The following is a 16919-nucleotide window of genomic DNA, read 5'->3' as shown; positions in this document are numbered from 1 at the left end:
CGGTCACATGGACGCGAGCAATCGCCGCTCGCGTCCGTCCCTTCATTTCCGGTCGCGTGGCCGCCCCATCAAACCGATTTTATTGCTGAACGGTCTTTACACCCCGGCGCGGCTGACGCATCCATGGCGCAAAGTCGCAGCCAGGAAAGAGGTCCGATGTCCCAGCACAAAGTCGCCATGCTCACCGCCGGGGGGCTTGCCCCCTGCCTTTCCTCCGCCGTTGGCGGGCTGATCGAGCGCTATTCGGACATCGCTCCCGATACCCAGATCATCGCCTATCGCTCCGGCTATGCCGGGCTTCTGACCGGCGACAGCATGCCGATTACGCCCAATATCCGCCAGCAGGCCCATCTCCTGCACAAGTTCGGCGGCTCGCCGATCGGCAATAGCCGGGTGAAGCTGACCAACCGCAAGGACTGCGAAAAGCGCGGCCTCGTGCCCGCCGGCGCCGATCCGCTGCAGGTTGCCGCCGAGCAGTTGACGAAGGACGGCATCACCATTCTCCACACGATCGGCGGCGACGATACCAACACGACCGCGGCCGATCTCGCCGCCTATCTCAAGACCAACGGCTACGACCTGACCGTGGTTGGCCTGCCGAAGACGGTGGACAATGACGTCAAGCCGATCCGCCAGACGCTCGGCGCGTGGACCGCGGCCGAATATGGCGCGGCCTTTTTCGACAACATCTCGAACGAACAGAGCGCCGCGCCCCGCACCCTGATCATCCACGAGGTGATGGGCCGGAGCTGCGGCTGGCTGACGGCAGCGACCGCGCGCGCCTATCTCGACCGGATCAAATCGGCCGAGTTCGTTGACGGCATGCTGATGAACCGGGCGATGAAGATGATCGACGGCGTCTATCTGCCGGAAACCGCCTTCGACCTGGAGAAGGAAGCGGCCCGCCTGAAGCAGGTGATGGACGAAAACGGCACCGTTTCGCTGTTCGTCTCCGAAGGTGCCTGCCTCGAGGCGATCGTCGCCGAGCGCGAGGTTTCCGGCGCCGAGGTCACCCGCGATGCCTTCGGCCATGTCAAGCTTGACACCATCAATGTCGGCGACTGGTTCGCCAAGCAGTTCGCCGCGCTGCTCGGCGCCGAGCGCGCCATGGTCCAAAAGTCCGGCTATTACGCCCGTTCCGCACCGGCAAACAATGACGATCTGCGGCTGATCCACTCCATGGTCGACCTTGCCGTGGAAAGCGCGCTGGACGGCATTTCGGGCGTGACCGGCCACGATGTCGAACGCAGCGGACAATTGCGCACGATCGAATTCGACCGGATCAAGGGCGGCGGCAGCTTCGATATCGAAACGCCGTGGTTCATCTCCGCAATGGAGGAAATCGGTCAGGAAATCGCTCCCGCCGATTGACCTTTTCCGCCGCGAGGTTTTTTATGATCATTGCGGATGGAGGAATGCCCTTGAGTACCGGTATCGCGGCGGCATACGCCGCGCTCGTTTTCCTGCTCTTCTCTCTGCCTTCGGGTCGAATGCTGGATTTCGCCGACAGGCGCTATCAGCGCGGACTGAAGGCCCTGCCCGCGGTCGGCCTCGGCATCCTGCTCGCCCGCGCCGTGTTTTTCGGCATCGGCCTTGCGGCGACCATGGCATTTGTGCGCGTGATGCCGAGCGGCATGGCGCTTGCGCGGATCGTCGCCTGCGTGGTGATCGTCATCGCGGTGCTGAAAGGCTTTTCCGGCCTCAAACGCCCCTTCCCCGGCGCGGATAACGACAATATCGCCAAGCCGCGGCCGTTGCGGAGCATCTGGCAGGGCATGCGCTGTCGCGACGGCGCGGCCCGGGAAACGGCGCTGGCCGCGGCGGTGTTGATGCTCTTTGTCGGCGCGTCAACCGCCAATCTCGAAACGGCGGAGATGCTCGCTGTCGCCCATCTGGCGGCGAGCGTTTCGGCGCTTCTGCTCTACGCCGCCTTCGCGCGACCGGTCCTTGCCCGGCTCAACCAGCGCCAGTATGCCGCCCGACGCGAGCGCGTCGCCCGGCTGCTGCGATCCGGCCTGCCGCGGGTCTCCGCCCGGTTCCGCAACAAGGACGCGGCCTGAAGCGCCTGGTTGTGGATCAGCCCCTCATCGTCATCAAAGCGTAGCACAACGGCGCTAGCCCTGCTCCAGGACGCGGCGCGTGAAAGCCCGCGCACGACAGAGGGCGAAAGCGATGAGTGCAGTCGAATACGGCAGAGGCAAAACCGGGCGGCTCAAATCGGCGCTGCTGCAACACAAGGCGTTCAGCCGGGAAGGCCTTTCGGAACGGCTCTTCGGCCTGCTGTTTTCCGGCCTCGTCTACCCGCAGATATGGGAAGACCCGGACGTCGACATCGCCGCGATGGCACTCGGTCCCGGCCATCGCGTCGTCACGATCGGCTCGGGCGGCTGCAATGTGCTCGCCTATCTCAGCCGGAGCCCCGAACATATCGACGTGGTCGATCTCAATACCCACCACATCGCGCTCAACCGGCTGAAGCTCGCCGCCTTCCGGCACCTGCCCGACCATGCCGGCGTGCTTCGGCTGTTCGGCAATGGCGAGAAGGGCAGCGCGCGCGACTACGAGACACACATCGCGCCGCACCTCGATGCCGAAACCCGGCGCTACTGGGAAGGCCGCGACAGCCTCGGCCGCAAGCGCATCTCGGTGTTCGAGCGCAATATCTACCGCACCGGCCTGCTCGGCCAGTTCATCGGCGCCGGTCATCTGGTCGCTCGCCTTCACGGTGTCGACATCACCGAACTGACGCAGGCGCGATCCATGCGCGAACAGCGCCGGTTCTTCGACGAGCGGATCGCGCCGCTGTTCGACAAGCCGCTGATCCGCTGGACCACGGCGCGAAAATCATCGCTGTTCGGCCTCGGCATTCCGCCGCGGCAATATGAGGAGCTGGCGAAATCGAGCGAGACAGGCACGCTCGCCCCGGTGCTGCGGCAAAGGCTGGAAAAGCTCGCCTGCCAGTTTCCGCTCCACGAGAACTACTTCGCCTGGCAGGCCTTTGCCCGGCGCTATCCGGAAGATGGCCCGATGCCGACCTATCTGCAGGCTGAGGCGTTCCCGGCCATCCGCGCCAATGCCGAGCGCGCAACGGTCCATCATGCTAACTTCACCGAACTGCTTGCCGGAAAGCCGGCCGAAAGCGTGGACCGCTATGTCCTGCTTGATGCGCAGGACTGGATGAACGACCAGCAGATCAACGCGCTGTGGAGCGAAATCACCCGGACTGCGCGAGACGGCGCGCGGGTGATCTTCCGCACCGCCGGCGAGAAAAGCATCATCGAAGGCCGGCTCGGCGCGGACACCGCCGGGCAATGGACCTATCTCGCGCAGACCTCCAGGGAGCTCGGCATGCTCGACCGGTCGGCGATCTATGGCGGCTTCCACATCTACGAGAAAATGCGGAATGGCTGACGTGCCGGCGCGCGACCACGCCGCGACCATGGACGCGATGTATCGCTACCAGCGGCATGTCTACGACCTCACCCGGAAATACTATCTTTTCGGCCGCGACCGGCTGATCGCCGATCTCAATTGCGCGCCGCGCGACAAGGTGCTGGAAATCGCCTGCGGAACCGGCCGCAATCTGGTCAGCATTGCCAAGCGCTACCCCGGCGCGAAGCTTTACGGCCTCGATATATCGGAGCAGATGCTGGTTTCCGCCCGCGCCAAATTCTCGAAATCCGAAAACCCGCCGGCTTTCGTCGCCGCCGATGCCTGCGACTTCGCGCCGGCCACCTTTGGCGAGGCCGGGTTCGACCGCATCGTCATCTCCTATGCCCTGTCGATGATTCCCGACTGGCAGCAGGCTGTGAAGATTGCAAGACGCGCCCTCAACCCGGGGGGCTCGCTCCACATCGTCGACTTCGGCCAGCAGGAAGGGCTGCCGGCCTGGTTTCGTGCAGGTCTCGAGGCCTGGCTCGCAAAATTTCACGTGACGCCGCGCGCCGAGATGGCGGCGGTGCTTGAGGCCGAGGCGATCGACGCCGAACTCCGGTTCGAAACCATCGGGCGAGGCTACGCCTGGCACGCCGTTCTTCGCGCATAAGCAACAATTTCATGTTTTTAATGAAAGCTTAGGTGGTCTAGGTTAGCGTGCGAACCGATTTGACGAGTCCTATGCGGGCCGAAAGTTTCTGAGGAGACGTCCATGCTTTCAAAATCGATCCGGGCGGTTGTCGTTGCCGCCGGTCTGACATCACTTTTCGCCGGCCCCGTGGCCGCCCAGCAATGCGGCGGTGATTTCGGCAGCTTCCTGAGCGGGGTCAAGGCCGAGGCCGTGCAGCGCGGACTGTCGCCGCAGGCAGCCGACGCCGTGCTGTCGGGCGCCTCGGTTAACAAGACCGTCTTGAGCCGCGACCGCGCGCAGGGCGTCTTCAAGCAGACCTTCCTCGAATTTTCGCAGCGCACCGCCAGCAATGCGCGTCTGCAGACCGGCAAGAAGAAGATGCAGCAATATGCCAGCACCTTTGACCGTGCCCGGCGCGAATTCGGCGTGCCCGCCGGCGTGCTGACCGCCTTCTGGGCGATGGAGACCGATTTCGGCGCGGTTCAGGGCGACTTCAACACCCGCGACGCGCTGGTAACGCTTTCCTATGACTGCCGCCGTCCGGAAATCTTCCGCCCGCAGTTGATCGCGCTGATCGAGATGACCCAGCACGGCGATTTCGATCCGGCGACCGAAACCGGCGCATGGGCCGGCGAACTCGGCCAGGTCCAGATGCTGCCGGAAGATATCATCCGTTTCGGCGTCGATGGCGATGGCGATGGCCATGTGCGCGTCAAGAAGAGCTCCCCCGACGCGCTTCTGACGGCCGCGAACTATATCCGCAGCCTCGGCTGGCGTCCCGGCGAACCCTGGATCCAGGAAGTGGTGCTGCCGCAGAGCCTGCCCTGGGACAAGACCGGCTTCGGCGGCGGTCTGACCGCCGGCCAATGGTTCCAGCTCGGCGTTCAGCCGCGCGACGGCAATACCCGCTTTGCAAACCTGCCCGCCGCCCTGCTGATGCCGCAGGGACGTTTCGGCCCCTCCTTCCTGGCCTACCCGAATTTCAATGTCTATCTGGAGTGGAACCAGTCGTTCATCTACACTACCTCGGTCGCCTTCTTCGCGACCCGGTTCGAGGGCGCGCAGGCCTACGACAAGGGCAATCCCGAGCAGGGGCTTTCCGATGGCCAGATGAAGCAGCTCCAGCAGATCCTGGCCTCCAAGGGCTATGATGTCGGCAAGATCGACGGCATTCTCGGCGCTGGCACCCGCGATGCGGTCCGCAGCGTTCAGCTTCAGCTCGGCCAACCCGCCGATGGCTGGCCAACCCCTTCGCTGTTGAACGCGATCCGGTAGGCCGCGCGGCCTTACTGAAACAAGCATATGAAAAAGCCGCTCCGGACCTCCGGGGCGGCTTCATTTTATTGACCAAGTGCACAGAGCACGCGCACATCTGGCTGGTCCGGGGACCCTCCCCGCTATCAATCTCTCCCTTGAGGGGGAAATTCGCGGCTGAGACTGAGCCCGCTCCCGGTCAGTCGATATCCTCGACGCCTTCGCTGTTGCCCTCGATGCGATTGGCGAGCGCTGCCTCCATGAACGGCGTCAGAGCGCCGTCGAGAACGTCGGACGGCGACGTGCTTTCAACGCCGGTGCGCAGGTCCTTGACGAGCTGATAGGGCTGCAGCACGTAAGAACGGATCTGGTGGCCCCAGCCGATATCGGTCTTGGAGGCCGCTTCCTGGTTGGCCGCGTCCTCACGCTTCTGCAGTTCCGCCTCGTAAAGGCGGGCGCGCAGCATGTCCCACGCCTTGGCGCGGTTCTTGTGCTGGGAGCGCTCCTGCTGGCACTGCACCACGATCCCGCTCGGAATATGGGTGATGCGCACCGCCGAATCGGTGGTGTTGACGTGCTGCCCGCCAGCGCCGGAGGAACGATAGGTATCGATCCGGCAATCGCTCTCGTTGATATCGATCTCGATCGAATCATCGACCACGGGATAGACCCAGACGGAAGAAAACGAGGTGTGTCGCCGGGCATTGCTGTCATAGGGTGAAATTCGCACCAGCCGATGCACGCCGGATTCCGTCTTCAGCCAGCCATAGGCATTGTGGCCCTTGACCTGGATGGTCGCGGACTTGATGCCGGCCTCTTCCCCGTCATGGACTTCCAGCACCTCGACCTTGTAGCCCTGCCGCTCGGCCCAGCGGGTATACATGCGCAAAAGCATGTTGGCCCAGTCCTGGCTTTCCGTGCCGCCCGCGCCCGAATGGACTTCGAGATAGGTGTCGTTGCCGTCGGCCTCGCCGGAAAGCATGGCCTCCACCTGGCGGCGCTCGACATCGGCGAGCATCTTGCGCAGGCCTTCCTCGGCGTCGCGAACGACGGCCTCGTCGCCCTCTTCCTCGCCAAGTTCGATCAGTTCGATATTGTCTGAAAGTTCGTCCTCGACCCGGCGGACGGCGGAAATGCCATCCTCCAGAAGCTGGCGCTCGCGCATCAGCTTCTGGGCCTCGGCAGCGTCATTCCAGATATTCGGGTCTTCAGCCTTGTTGTTCAGCCAGTCCAGCCGTTTGATTGCCTGATCCCAGTCAAAGATGCCTCCTCAGCAGGCCAACACCCTGCTTGATATCGTCGACAATGCCTTCGATTTCCGCGCGCATGATACTCTCTGTCGTTCCTGAAAATCCGTTTGGCCGGTGAATAAGCGGGCGGCGGGCGGATGTAAACCCCGCCGCCGCCTCAATAGAGGCCGCTGGAGCCGGTGGAGATCGCCTTTTGCGCCTGCGGGGATTCGCGCAGGATTTGCTCGGGCGACTTGTAGCTGCTCATGTCGATCACGTCGAAGGCTTCCGCCGGGCCTGAGCCGGGCTTGAACGCCTCCATGATGACATTGGGGCCGGAGCCGGATGCGCGCATGCCGGTGGAGCGATTGACCGCGATATTGGTCATGCCTTCCGGCTCGATGAAGTTTTCCTTCGGCAGCGTCTTCAGCGCATTGGTCATGAATTCGTTGAAGATCGGCGCCGCAAGCCCGCCGCCCGTGCCATGACGGCCAAGCGTGGCCGGCTGGTCGAAGCCGATATAGAGGCCGGCCACGAGGTTGGGCGTGAAGCCGACGAACCAGGCATCCTTCTCGTCATTGGTGGTGCCGGTCTTGCCGGCGACCGGGCGGTCGAGCTTGACCGCGCTTGCCGCCGTTCCGCGCTGGACCACGCCTTCCATCATCGAGGTGATCTGGTAGGAGGTCATCGGGTCCAGCACCTGCTGGCGGGCGTCGATCAGGATAGGCTCGCCCTGGCCGCTCCAGACCGGCGCGTTGCAGTTTTCGCACTCGCGCTCCTCATGCTTGAAGATGGTCTTGCCGTAGCGGTCCTGAATACGGTCGATCAGCGTCGGGTTGACCTGCTTGCCGCCATTGGCGATCACCGCATAGGCCGAAACCAGCCGCATCACCGTGGTCTCGCCGGAGCCGAGCGACATGGCGAGCACCGGGTCCATGTGGTCATAGATGCCGAACCGTTCGGCGTAATCGGCGACCGTATCCATGCCAAGGTCGTTGGCGAGACGCACCGTCATCAGGTTCTTGGATTTCTCGATGCCGGTGCGCAGCGTCTGCGGACCGGAGAAGTCGCCGGAATAGTTCTGCGGCTTCCAGATCTCGCCGCCCGATTCGAACTCCACCGGCGCATCCATGACCACGGAGGCCGGCGTATAGCCATTGTCGAGCGCGGCGGCGTAGACGAACGGCTTGAACGACGAACCCGGCTGGCGCATCGCCTGGGTGGCGCGGTTGAACTGGCTCTTGGAGAAGGAGAAGCCGCCGACCATGGCGAGCACGCGGCCCGTTTCCGGGTCCATGGCCACAAGGCCGCCCTGCACCTTCGGCACCTGGCGAAGGCGGTAATTATTGCCCTCGCCCGTCGGCTGAACGTAGACGACGTCTCCCGGCGACAGCACGCCTTCCGGGCTGGTGGCGTTCTTCTTGCCCTTTTCGAGGAAGCGATAGGCCCATTTCATGTCGGCGGCGGGGATGAAGCCGGTATCGCGCGCATCGGCAACCCGGCCGGCGGCATCGAGCGGCGGACGCAGGCCGATCTCGGCGCCGTCGGCGCTGACGCCGAGCACCACCGCGATCTGCCAGTCCCGCACGTCCCAGAGCGGCGTCATCTTCGCCAGCGCCGGGCCCCAGTCCTCGGCCGTCGAGATCTGATCGATCGGTCCGCGATAACCGGCGGCCTCGTCATAGCGGATCAGCCCGTCACGCAGCGCCTGCTGCGCATAAAGCTGCATCTGCGGATCAAGCGAGGTGCGCACCGACAGACCGCCCTCGTAAAGCATCTCCTCGCCATACTCATCCTTCAGCTCGCGGCGCACGGCCTCGGCGAAATACTCGTCGCCGACAACGGGCTGGTTCTGGTAGCCGGAAACGACGCCGAGCGGCTCGGCGCGGGCGAGATCGGCTTCCGCGGCAGTGATGTAGCCGTTTTCCTCCATCCGGCTGATCACCCAGTTGCGGCGCTCGATCGCGGCATCGGGATGGCGATAGGGATCGTAGTTGGCGGGTCCCTTGAGAACAGCCGCGAGATAGGCGCTTTCGGCAATCGTCAGGTCGGAGACCGGCTTGTCGAAATAGGTCAGCGCCGCGTCGGCGATGCCGAAGGCGTTGCGGCCGTAATAGACCTCGTTCAGATAGAGTTCGAGGATCGTGTCCTTCGAATAGGCCTGTTCGATGCGGAAGGAGAGGATCGCCTCCTTGACCTTGCGCTCATAGGTCTGGTCCGAGGACAGAAGGAAGTTCTTGGCAACCTGCTGCGTGATGGTCGAGGCGCCGACGGGGCGACGGCCGGTGCCCATATTCTTCACGTTGGTGAACACCGCGCGGGCAAGACCGACGACATCGATGCCGGGATGGGTGTAGAAATTCTTGTCTTCCGCCGAGAGGAAGGCGCCGCGCACGCGCATCGGAATGGCGTCGATCGGCAGGAACAGGCGACGCTCATGGGCATATTCGGCCATCAGCTCGCCATTGCCGGCATAGACGCGGGTCGTCACCGGCGGGGTGTACTGCGCAAGCACCTCGTAGTCCGGAAGGTCCTTCGCCACATTGCCGAGATAGATCCCGATGCCGACCGCAACGACCAGGAAAAGCGCGCATGCGATGCCGAAGAGATATCCGATGAACTTGATCACAGTCACGTGTTTTTCATACCTTGTCCTGAACGCGCCGCCGGCGTCGCGGCCTTCGCCGCGCCCCGGATTTCCGCGAGGCTGTGCCGATGCTTTACCGCATCGCCCTGCCTTCGCCGCCGTCGATTTATCGCAGATATCGCCCGCAGGCCCGAATTAAAATACCCGGCTATCCTTTTTACAATGAATGTGCGCTTTTTGCGACGACAGCTTTGATAAACCTTTCATTATCGCCCGAAGTCTAGGGCATGGCCGATACCATAGGGCTGCGATAGCGCGTCACCGCATCGACCAGCCTGTCGACAAGCTTGTCGCGCCAGACCGGGTCGAGCATGCGCTTCTCATCCTCGGGGTTGGACAGGAATCCGATCTCGAGCAGGATCGACGGGATATCCGGCGCTCTCAGAACCATGAAGCCCGCATAGCGGTGCGGATTGTTGATCAGGCTGATCTGGCCCTCGAACGCGGCCACGACCTGGTCCGCGAGCGAAATCGAAAAGCTCTGGGTCTCGCGCCGCGTCAGGTCCAGCAGGATGTCGGTCACCTCCTCAGGCTCGACCGAGGCCTCGATCCCCATGATCTCGTTGGAAAGGTTTTCGCGCTCGGCGAGCGCCGCAGCCAGCCGGTCGGAGGCGCGATCGGACAGGGTATAGACGGTCGCGCCCGAAATATCGGGCTGGTTGAGCGAATCGGCGTGCAGCGAAATGAACAGGTCCGCGCCGTGCTGACGGGCAAGCTCGACGCGCCTGGTAAGCGACAGATAGATATCCGCGTCACGGGTCAGATAGGAATCATAGCCGGGCACGGCCTGAAGCTTTTGAGCGAAGGCGCGGGCGAAATCGAGGGTGATGTCCTTTTCCAGCGTTTGGCTATCTTCGCCGATCGCGCCGGTATCGATGCCGCCATGGCCGGCATCGATCGCAACCACGAAACTGTCGTCCTCCTCCGGCGCGGCAACATCCTGCCGGGCGAACGCCGCGGCAGGCGTTTCCTGCCGGCCGGCGAGAAGCTTCTCGAAGAGAGCGCTGTCGGCAATCGCCAGATCGATCACCAGACGGAAGCCAGCATCGCCTTCCTCGCGCACCTCCGCGAGCGTCATCTGGATCGGCTCGCGCGCCGAGAGCACGATGCGCGACTGGCCGGGACCGGTGACGCCGTAGCGGATGTCGCTGATCAGCCCGCGCGCCTCGACCGCGTCATCGGAAAAGCCGAAGGCGGTGGCGGGCAGCGTGATCACCACGCGCGCCGGATCCTTGAGATAGTGATAGCTGAATTCGGGCTTGCGGTCGAAATCGACCACCAGCCGGGCCCGGGCGTCATCGCCGACAAGCAGGGCGTTGTAGGCGATCAGCGGCGCGGCCGCATCGTCGTCGGAAGCACGCGCCGAAACGGACGGCGAAAGCGCGCACACCAAGGCGAGAACGACAAACAAAGGTCGAAGGACCAGCATCGTCAATCGTGTAAAAACAAGGCCTTGCCGCCTTCCCCTCATGCCACCTCTCATAGGTCTTTCCGCGCGAACCCGCTTTCGCCTTCAAGGCCTCTCGTTTAAGGACAGAGGCATGGCAAAAACGTGACGCTTTCCGAAACATATCAGCCTTCGCCACAACCTTGCGTCGTAATAAAGCAGTTTCGGCAATTTCTCAAATATTACCGTGGATTGGATTTTTCTTGCTATTGCATCAACGAATACATACTAATGTGGCTCAGGTGGACATTTATGACGGGACAATTGCGCGCAAGGGCAGCCGGTCTTTCCACGATTGGCGCCACATGAAGCGATTGAGCGTCCGCCGTCGTTCCACTCACCGGACAGTATATCTTGGCCGGCATACGCTACTCACAAAAGCGTTGCGGCTTAAGGGTCAATGCTTCCCGGGCTTTCCCGGAAGCGATTTCATCGCCCCGAATTCGGGGTTAGGCAATGTTTGTTTCGACTGGCTATATATGAGAACGAAGCGTCAAATTCTTCCATCGGCCCGCGCCCCCTTCGAGGGCGCCGGACTGATTCGAGAAGCAGCCGCCCGCGTTTCGTTGCGACGGTCGGACATTATTTCATCCGGCGTTTCCGCTGGCGACCATTTCCGGACAAGGGCATCGACCCGTTCCGAAGCCGCCAGCCATGCGCGCCGAGGAGCTCATCTTAAATGGCAGATAAAATGCTTATCGACGCGTCTCATGAAGAAGAGACACGCGTCGTTGTCGTTCGCGGAAATCGTATAGAGGAGTTCGATTTCGAATCGCAGCACAAGAAACAGCTGCGCGGCAATATTTACCTTGCAAAGGTCACGCGGGTGGAGCCCTCTCTCCAGGCCGCCTTTGTGGATTATGGCGGCAACCGCCACGGCTTCCTCGCCTTTTCGGAAATTCACCCCGACTACTATCAGATTCCGCTCGCCGATCGTGAAGCGCTGCTGAGGGAAGTCTCCGACAGCGATGACGACGACGATACCGACAGCGCGCTGTCGCAGCCGTCGGAGGCCTCCGAGAAGGCCGCAGCCGAGGACGAAACCAAGCCGAAGCCGCGCACCCGCCGTGGCCGCGCCAAAACCTCCAAGGCCAAGACTGACGACGCCAAGGCCCAGGACGCAAAGTCAGAGGACGCAAAGGCCGAAGAGGCCAAGCCGCAGGACGCCAAACCGGACGAGAGCGCTGAACCCAAGGCCGAAGCGCCCGCGGACACCGACACCGCCGAAAAGGCCGACGCGGCGGAAGCCGACGCCAAGACGGCGGACGCCGATGCGGCAACCGCCGAGAGCGACGACGAAGCCGCCAAGAAGCCGAAGCCGCGCCGTCGCCGCAAGCCCGCCGCCAAGAAGGATGCCAAGGCCAGCGACGAGGCCGAAAAGCCCGCGGATGCCGCCAATGAAGGCGCCGCCTCTGAAGACGGCCCGTCCGATGACGGCTCTTCCAAGGATGGCAAGGGCCCGACGCATATGGCGGCCGAGGTCGATGCCGACACGGTTTCCGAAGACGTGGACGATGACGACGACAGCGTCGAATCCGTCGGCGCCGAGGACGCCATGGAGGAAGTGCCGGAATACAACCACCGCAAGGCGCGCAAGCAGTATCGCATCCAGGAAGTGATCAAGCGCCGCCAGATCCTGCTGGTGCAGGTTGCCAAGGAAGAACGCGGCAACAAGGGCGCGGCGCTGACCACCTATCTCTCGCTCGCCGGCCGCTATTCGGTGCTGATGCCGAACACCGCGCGCGGCGGCGGCATTTCCCGCAAGATCACCAATCCGGCCGACCGCAAGCGGCTTAAGGATGTCGCCAAGGATCTCGAAGTGCCGCAGGGCATGGGCGTGATCCTGCGCACCGCCGGCGCCAACCGCACCAAGGCCGAGGTCAAGCGCGACTTCGAATATCTGATGCGGCTTTGGGAAAATGTCCGCACCAAGACGCTGACATCGACCGCGCCCTGCCTTGTCTACGAGGAAGGCAGCCTGATCAAGCGCTCGATCCGCGATCTCTACAACAAGGATATCAGCGAGATCATCGTCTCCGGCGAAAACGGCTATCGTGAAGCGAAAGACTTCATGAAGATGCTGATGCCGAGCCACGCCAAGGTGGTGCAGCGCTATCGCGACGTGCATCCGATCTTCTCGCGCTCCGGCATCGAAGCCCAGCTCGACCGCATGCTGCAGCCGCAGGTGACGCTGAAATCCGGCGGCTACCTGATCATCAACCAGACCGAGGCGCTGGTCGCCGTCGACGTCAACTCCGGCCGCTCCACCCGCGAGCACTCGATCGAGGACACCGCGCTTCAGACGAACCTCGAGGCCGCGGAAGAAGTGGCGCGCCAGCTTCGCCTGCGCGACCTTGCAGGCCTCGTCGTCATCGACTTCATCGACATGGAAGAAAAGCGCAACAACCGCGCCGTCGAGAAGAAGCTGAAGGACTGCCTGAAACACGATCGCGCCCGCATCCAGGTCGGCCGCATCTCGCATTTCGGCCTTCTGGAAATGTCGCGCCAGCGCATCCGCGCCTCGGTGCTGGAATCCACGACCCAGGTCTGCAGCCATTGCGGCGGCACCGGCCACGTGCTTTCGCAGTCCTCCGTCGGGCTCCATGTGCTGCGCGGGGTCGAGGAATATCTGCTGAAGAACACCACGCACAACATCACCGTGCGGACCACGCCCGAAAACGCGCTCTATCTGCTCAACCAGAAGCGCAACACGATCGTGGACTACGAAGCCCGTTTCGGCGTCGAGATCATCATCAAGGCAGACGCGACGCTGACGACCAGCCATTTCGAGATCGATCGCGGCGAGCCCGTGGAGACGCCGGTCAAGATCGAGACGCTGCTCGATTTCCCTGATGAGCCGGAAGACGACATCGTCGAGGAGATCGACGAAACGGAAGATGACGACCAGCCCGAGGCAAGCAAGCCCGAGGCAAGCGCCGACGAGGACAATGGCCGCTCGCGCCGCAAGCGCCGCCGCCGCCGCGGCCGCAACGGTCAGCAGAACGACGAAGGCGACAACGAACAGACCGCCGAGGCGGGCGACGATGACAATCAGTCATCGGCCAGCGACGACGGCGACCAGGGTTCCGACAAGCCGCGCCGCAAGCGCCGCCGCGGCAAGCGTGGCGGACGTCGCAATCGCAGCGATGAGAACGCGCCGCAGACGGCCGAGGACAACAACGCCGATACGTCGGCCGAGAACCAGTCTGACGCCGAAGCGGTTGATGCGGACAATCGCCAGCCGGTTGAAGAGGTCGCTTCCGAAGCGGTAGCCTCCGAGACGGTCAGCGATGCACCGGCCGCAGAGGCCGATGCCCCCGCCGATCAGCCGTCCGAGGTCACCGAGGACGAGGCCATGACCGAGATCGAAGGCCGCAAGCCGCGCCGCCGCCGCAAGCCCAAGCGCGCCGAGAGCGAAGCGCCGGCTGAACAGGCAGACGCGGAAACGGCCAAGGAGGCCGTCGAGCAAACGCCCGCGGAACCGGCCGGCGAAACCGAAGTCGAGGAAGATGCGACCGTCGAAGCGGCCGCAGATCTCGACGACGAGGCGGCTGCGGCTCCTGCTGTGGAAGAAGTCGCAGCAGAAAACGCCCCCAAGCGCTCCAACCGCGCCTCCAACGTGACCCATTCCGCGCCGGTGGTCACCTCCGGCGGCGCAAAGGCCGAAAACGAAGACGAGGAAGCCAAGCCCAAACGTGGCTGGTGGAACCGCCGCGGCTTCTTCTGAGCCGGTTGATTTGAATGAACGAAAGGCCGCCGTTTGCGAAAACGGCGGCTTTTTTTTGTTTTGGACTTTTAACCCAGGGCCTTCCCGCACAGCCACCCAATCTTCTCGCCCCGGCGGGGAGAGATGTCGCGAAAGCGACAGTGAGGGGGGAGACCCACCCCGCGAACGCCCTCACGATTTGAAACGCTGATCCACCCTCACTGCCCCTTTCGGGGCATCTCTCCCGCCAGCGGGAGAGAGTATTGGGAGCAAGCCCACCTCCCGTGCCAAGAACCAAGCTCACAGGACGAACGCGGCATGACGTTGCAACTATCTCGCCGGCAGCCAGTTGCCGATCCGCTCCACGGCCTCGGTGATCTCGGCCTCGGTGCCCGCGTAGGACAGCCGTAGAAATCGCCCGCCGTTTTCCGGATCGAAATCGACGCCGGGCGTGACCGCGACATTGGCCTCGTGCAGGATCTGCCGGGCGAAGGCGAGGCTGTCATTGGTGTAGCGCGAGACGTCGACATAGGCGTAGAAAGCCCCGTCCATCGGCGAGGCGACAGGAAGGCCGATCGCCGGCAGCGCGCTGGTCAGGAAGTTGCGGTTGTTGCGGTAGATATTGCAGTAGCCGTCGAGCTGCTTTCGCTCGGAAAGAGCCGCCTCCGCGGCGATCTGGGAAAGGTCGGGCGCGCAGATATAGATGTTCTGCGTCAATTGCTCGAACACCCGCACCAGTTTTTCCGGCAGCACCATCCAGCCGATCCGCCACCCGGTCATGCAGTAATATTTCGAGAAGGAATTGATCACCACCGCCTCGTCGGTGAAGGAAAGCGCGCTTGCCTCCTCGCCCGAAAACACCAGGCCGTGGTAGATCTCGTCGGAGATGAAGGCGGTTCCGCGCGCATGGCACCAGTCGGCAAGCCGCTTCAGCGCGGCGCGACCGGTGACCGTGCCGGTCGGGTTCGCCGGGCTTGCGAGCAGCACGCCGGCAAGTGTAACGCCGTGGGCCTTCTCCGCCGCCTCCAGCGCCTCGGGCGTCAGCGTGAAGTCGTGCTCGGCATTGGCATCCACCTCGACCACCTTGAGGTCCAGCGCTTTCAGGATGTTGCGGTAGGCGGGATAGCCGGGTCTTGCGATCGCGACGGCATCGCCCGCGTCGAACAGCGCCAGAAACGCAAGATTGAAGCCGGCGGACGAACCGGTGGTGACGGCGATGCGGGCCGGGTCGATTGCGATGCCCATGCGCGCGCGGTAATCCTCGGCGATCGCCACGCGCAGGCTTTCGCGGCCGAAGGCGTCTGTATAGCCGAGATGGCCGTGCTCCAGCGCCGCGCGCGCCGCCGCGAGCGCCGCGTCGGGGGCCGGATGCGAGGGCTGGCCGACGGCCATGGAGATCACCGGCCGGCCAGCCTTTTTCAGCCGGTTCGCCTCTGCCAGAACGTCCATGGCCAGGAATGAATCGATGTCGCTGCGCTTCGACGGCATGCCGTGTCCTCTTTCAGATGGTCCGGTTCCGGGATGAACCAATAACCCCGCCCCCGCAATGCCGCAGCGCAAAAAAACGGGATTTTGATCGGATGGGCGGCAGAATTGATCCCGTCGCTATGGACAACGCCGCCATTTGCGCACAATTGGTTTTTAAGAGCGGTCCGGGCCCGAAGCGCGCGGGGCCGCGCACAACCAAGGACTGTTTCGCATGTCGGCCCGGCCGGGCGAGACGATGATGCCTAAAGGGGAGAACATGTCTTCAAAGGGACTGACACTGGCGGTGACCGCAATTTTTGCGACGGCAATCGCATCGGCGGCGGCCACGACGGCAGCGATCTATCATTTCGCCCCGCAGAACACGGAAACAGCGGCGGCCGCGCCGGCACAGGCAGATTTCGGCGAGCGGGTTCATGATTATCTCATGAGCAACCCGGAGGTGCTTCTGGACGTGCAGGTGGCGCTGCAGCGCAAGCAGGCGGATGAGCAGCAGGCCCAGGCTTCCCAGGTGATCGCCCAGAATCAGGACAAGCTCTATCTGCCGGCCTATGACAGCATCATGGGCAATCCGGACGGCGCGATCACCGTCGTCGAGTTCTTCGACTATAATTGCGGCTATTGCCGGCGCGCGCTTGACGACATGGACGCGATCATCGCCACCAATGACGATGTCCGCTTCGTGCTGAAGGAAATCCCGGTGCTCGGTCCGGAATCCGAAGCCACGCAACGCATCTCCTACGCCTTCTTCAAGGCTGCGCCTGAGAAATACGAGGAATTCCACCGCGCGCTGATGGGCTCCGGCTCGCGCGCGACCGAGGCGACAGCCCGCGCCGTGGCGGCCTCCCTCGGCGTCGACGATCAGGCGATCGACCAGGCCATGCAGGAATACCCGGCGGAAGAGGCTCTTCAGGAGCATTTCGGCCTCGCCGGCGCGCTCGGCGTCTCCGGCACCCCCTCCTATATTGTCGGCGATGTGATGCTGCCGGGCGCGGTCGGCGCCGACCGCCTGCAGGAGACCATCGACAATATCCGCGACTGCGGCAAGGGCGTGTGTTCTTGACTATTTTTGGCTGAACAAGCTT

11 protein-coding genes are annotated in these 16919 nt (G+C 63.3%); 7 read left to right on the top strand and 4 right to left on the bottom strand.

Annotated elements, in window-relative coordinates; all coding sequences use genetic code 11:
- Positions 1-156 precede the first annotated feature (156 nt).
- The 5 genes from Mame_RS12330 (at position 157) to Mame_RS12310 (ending at position 5341) form a co-directional block, all read left to right on the top strand.
- Positions 157-1371 carry a pyrophosphate--fructose-6-phosphate 1-phosphotransferase gene (locus tag Mame_RS12330; RefSeq protein ID WP_018063619.1) on the top strand — a complete coding sequence of 405 codons (1215 nt, stop codon included), beginning with the start codon at positions 157-159 and terminating at the stop codon, positions 1369-1371.
- Between the two features lie 50 nt (positions 1372-1421).
- On the top strand, positions 1422-2060 hold the full coding sequence (locus Mame_RS12325) for a hypothetical protein (RefSeq protein ID WP_155122100.1): 639 nt from the start codon (positions 1422-1424) through the stop codon (positions 2058-2060).
- A 112-nt stretch (positions 2061-2172) separates the two neighbouring features.
- Positions 2173-3411, top strand: a complete 1239-nt coding sequence (locus Mame_RS12320; RefSeq protein WP_018063621.1) for a BtaA family protein — start codon at positions 2173-2175, stop codon at positions 3409-3411.
- Positions 3404-4045 carry a class I SAM-dependent methyltransferase gene (locus tag Mame_RS12315; RefSeq protein WP_018063622.1) on the top strand — a complete coding sequence of 214 codons (642 nt, stop codon included), beginning with the start codon at positions 3404-3406 and terminating at the stop codon, positions 4043-4045. The genes Mame_RS12320 and Mame_RS12315 overlap by 8 nt, the downstream gene beginning before the upstream one ends.
- 102 nt (positions 4046-4147) lie before the next feature.
- The gene (locus Mame_RS12310; protein ID WP_018063623.1) at positions 4148-5341 is read left to right on the top strand and encodes a lytic murein transglycosylase; all 1194 of its coding nucleotides are present in this window, start codon (positions 4148-4150) and stop codon (positions 5339-5341) included.
- 178 nt (positions 5342-5519) lie between these two features.
- On the opposite strand, the gene prfB is transcribed toward Mame_RS12310, so the two are convergent.
- From prfB to Mame_RS12295, 3 genes are all read right to left on the bottom strand, one after another.
- Positions 5520-6648, bottom strand: a protein-coding gene (prfB, locus tag Mame_RS12305; protein WP_155122099.1) for a peptide chain release factor 2 whose coding sequence is annotated in 2 segments (ribosomal slippage) — positions 5520-6578 and positions 6580-6648 — 1128 coding nt in all. Because the reading frame shifts where the segments join, the coding sequence is not laid out codon by codon here.
- A 79-nt stretch (positions 6649-6727) separates the two neighbouring features.
- Positions 6728-9178 carry a penicillin-binding protein 1A gene (locus Mame_RS12300; RefSeq protein ID WP_018063625.1) on the bottom strand — a complete coding sequence of 817 codons (2451 nt, stop codon included), beginning with the start codon at positions 9176-9178 and terminating at the stop codon, positions 6728-6730.
- 238 nt (positions 9179-9416) lie between these two features.
- A complete protein-coding gene (locus tag Mame_RS12295; RefSeq protein ID WP_018063626.1) occupies positions 9417-10625 on the bottom strand; it encodes an N-acetylmuramoyl-L-alanine amidase in 1209 nt (402 codons plus the stop codon).
- A 697-nt stretch (positions 10626-11322) separates the two neighbouring features.
- Between Mame_RS12295 and Mame_RS12290 the strand changes: the two genes are divergently transcribed.
- Positions 11323-14370 (top strand): Rne/Rng family ribonuclease, encoded by a 3048-nt coding sequence (locus Mame_RS12290; protein WP_026173264.1) that lies wholly within the window; start codon positions 11323-11325, stop codon positions 14368-14370.
- Between the two features lie 309 nt (positions 14371-14679).
- On the opposite strand, the gene Mame_RS12285 is transcribed toward Mame_RS12290, so the two are convergent.
- The gene (locus Mame_RS12285; protein ID WP_018063628.1) at positions 14680-15837 is read right to left on the bottom strand and encodes a pyridoxal phosphate-dependent aminotransferase; all 1158 of its coding nucleotides are present in this window, start codon (positions 15835-15837) and stop codon (positions 14680-14682) included.
- 256 nt (positions 15838-16093) lie between these two features.
- On the opposite strand from Mame_RS12285, the gene Mame_RS12280 reads away from it, so the two are divergent.
- The gene (locus Mame_RS12280; RefSeq protein WP_018063629.1) at positions 16094-16897 is read left to right on the top strand and encodes a DsbA family protein; all 804 of its coding nucleotides are present in this window, start codon (positions 16094-16096) and stop codon (positions 16895-16897) included.
- Positions 16898-16919 lie beyond the last annotated feature (22 nt).

Source organism: Martelella mediterranea DSM 17316 (assembly GCF_002043005.1).
GTDB classification, from domain to species: Bacteria; Pseudomonadota; Alphaproteobacteria; order Rhizobiales; family Rhizobiaceae; genus Martelella; species Martelella mediterranea.
The sequence above is the reverse complement of the archived record's forward strand: the minus strand, read 5'-3'. Positions and strand labels throughout refer to the sequence as shown.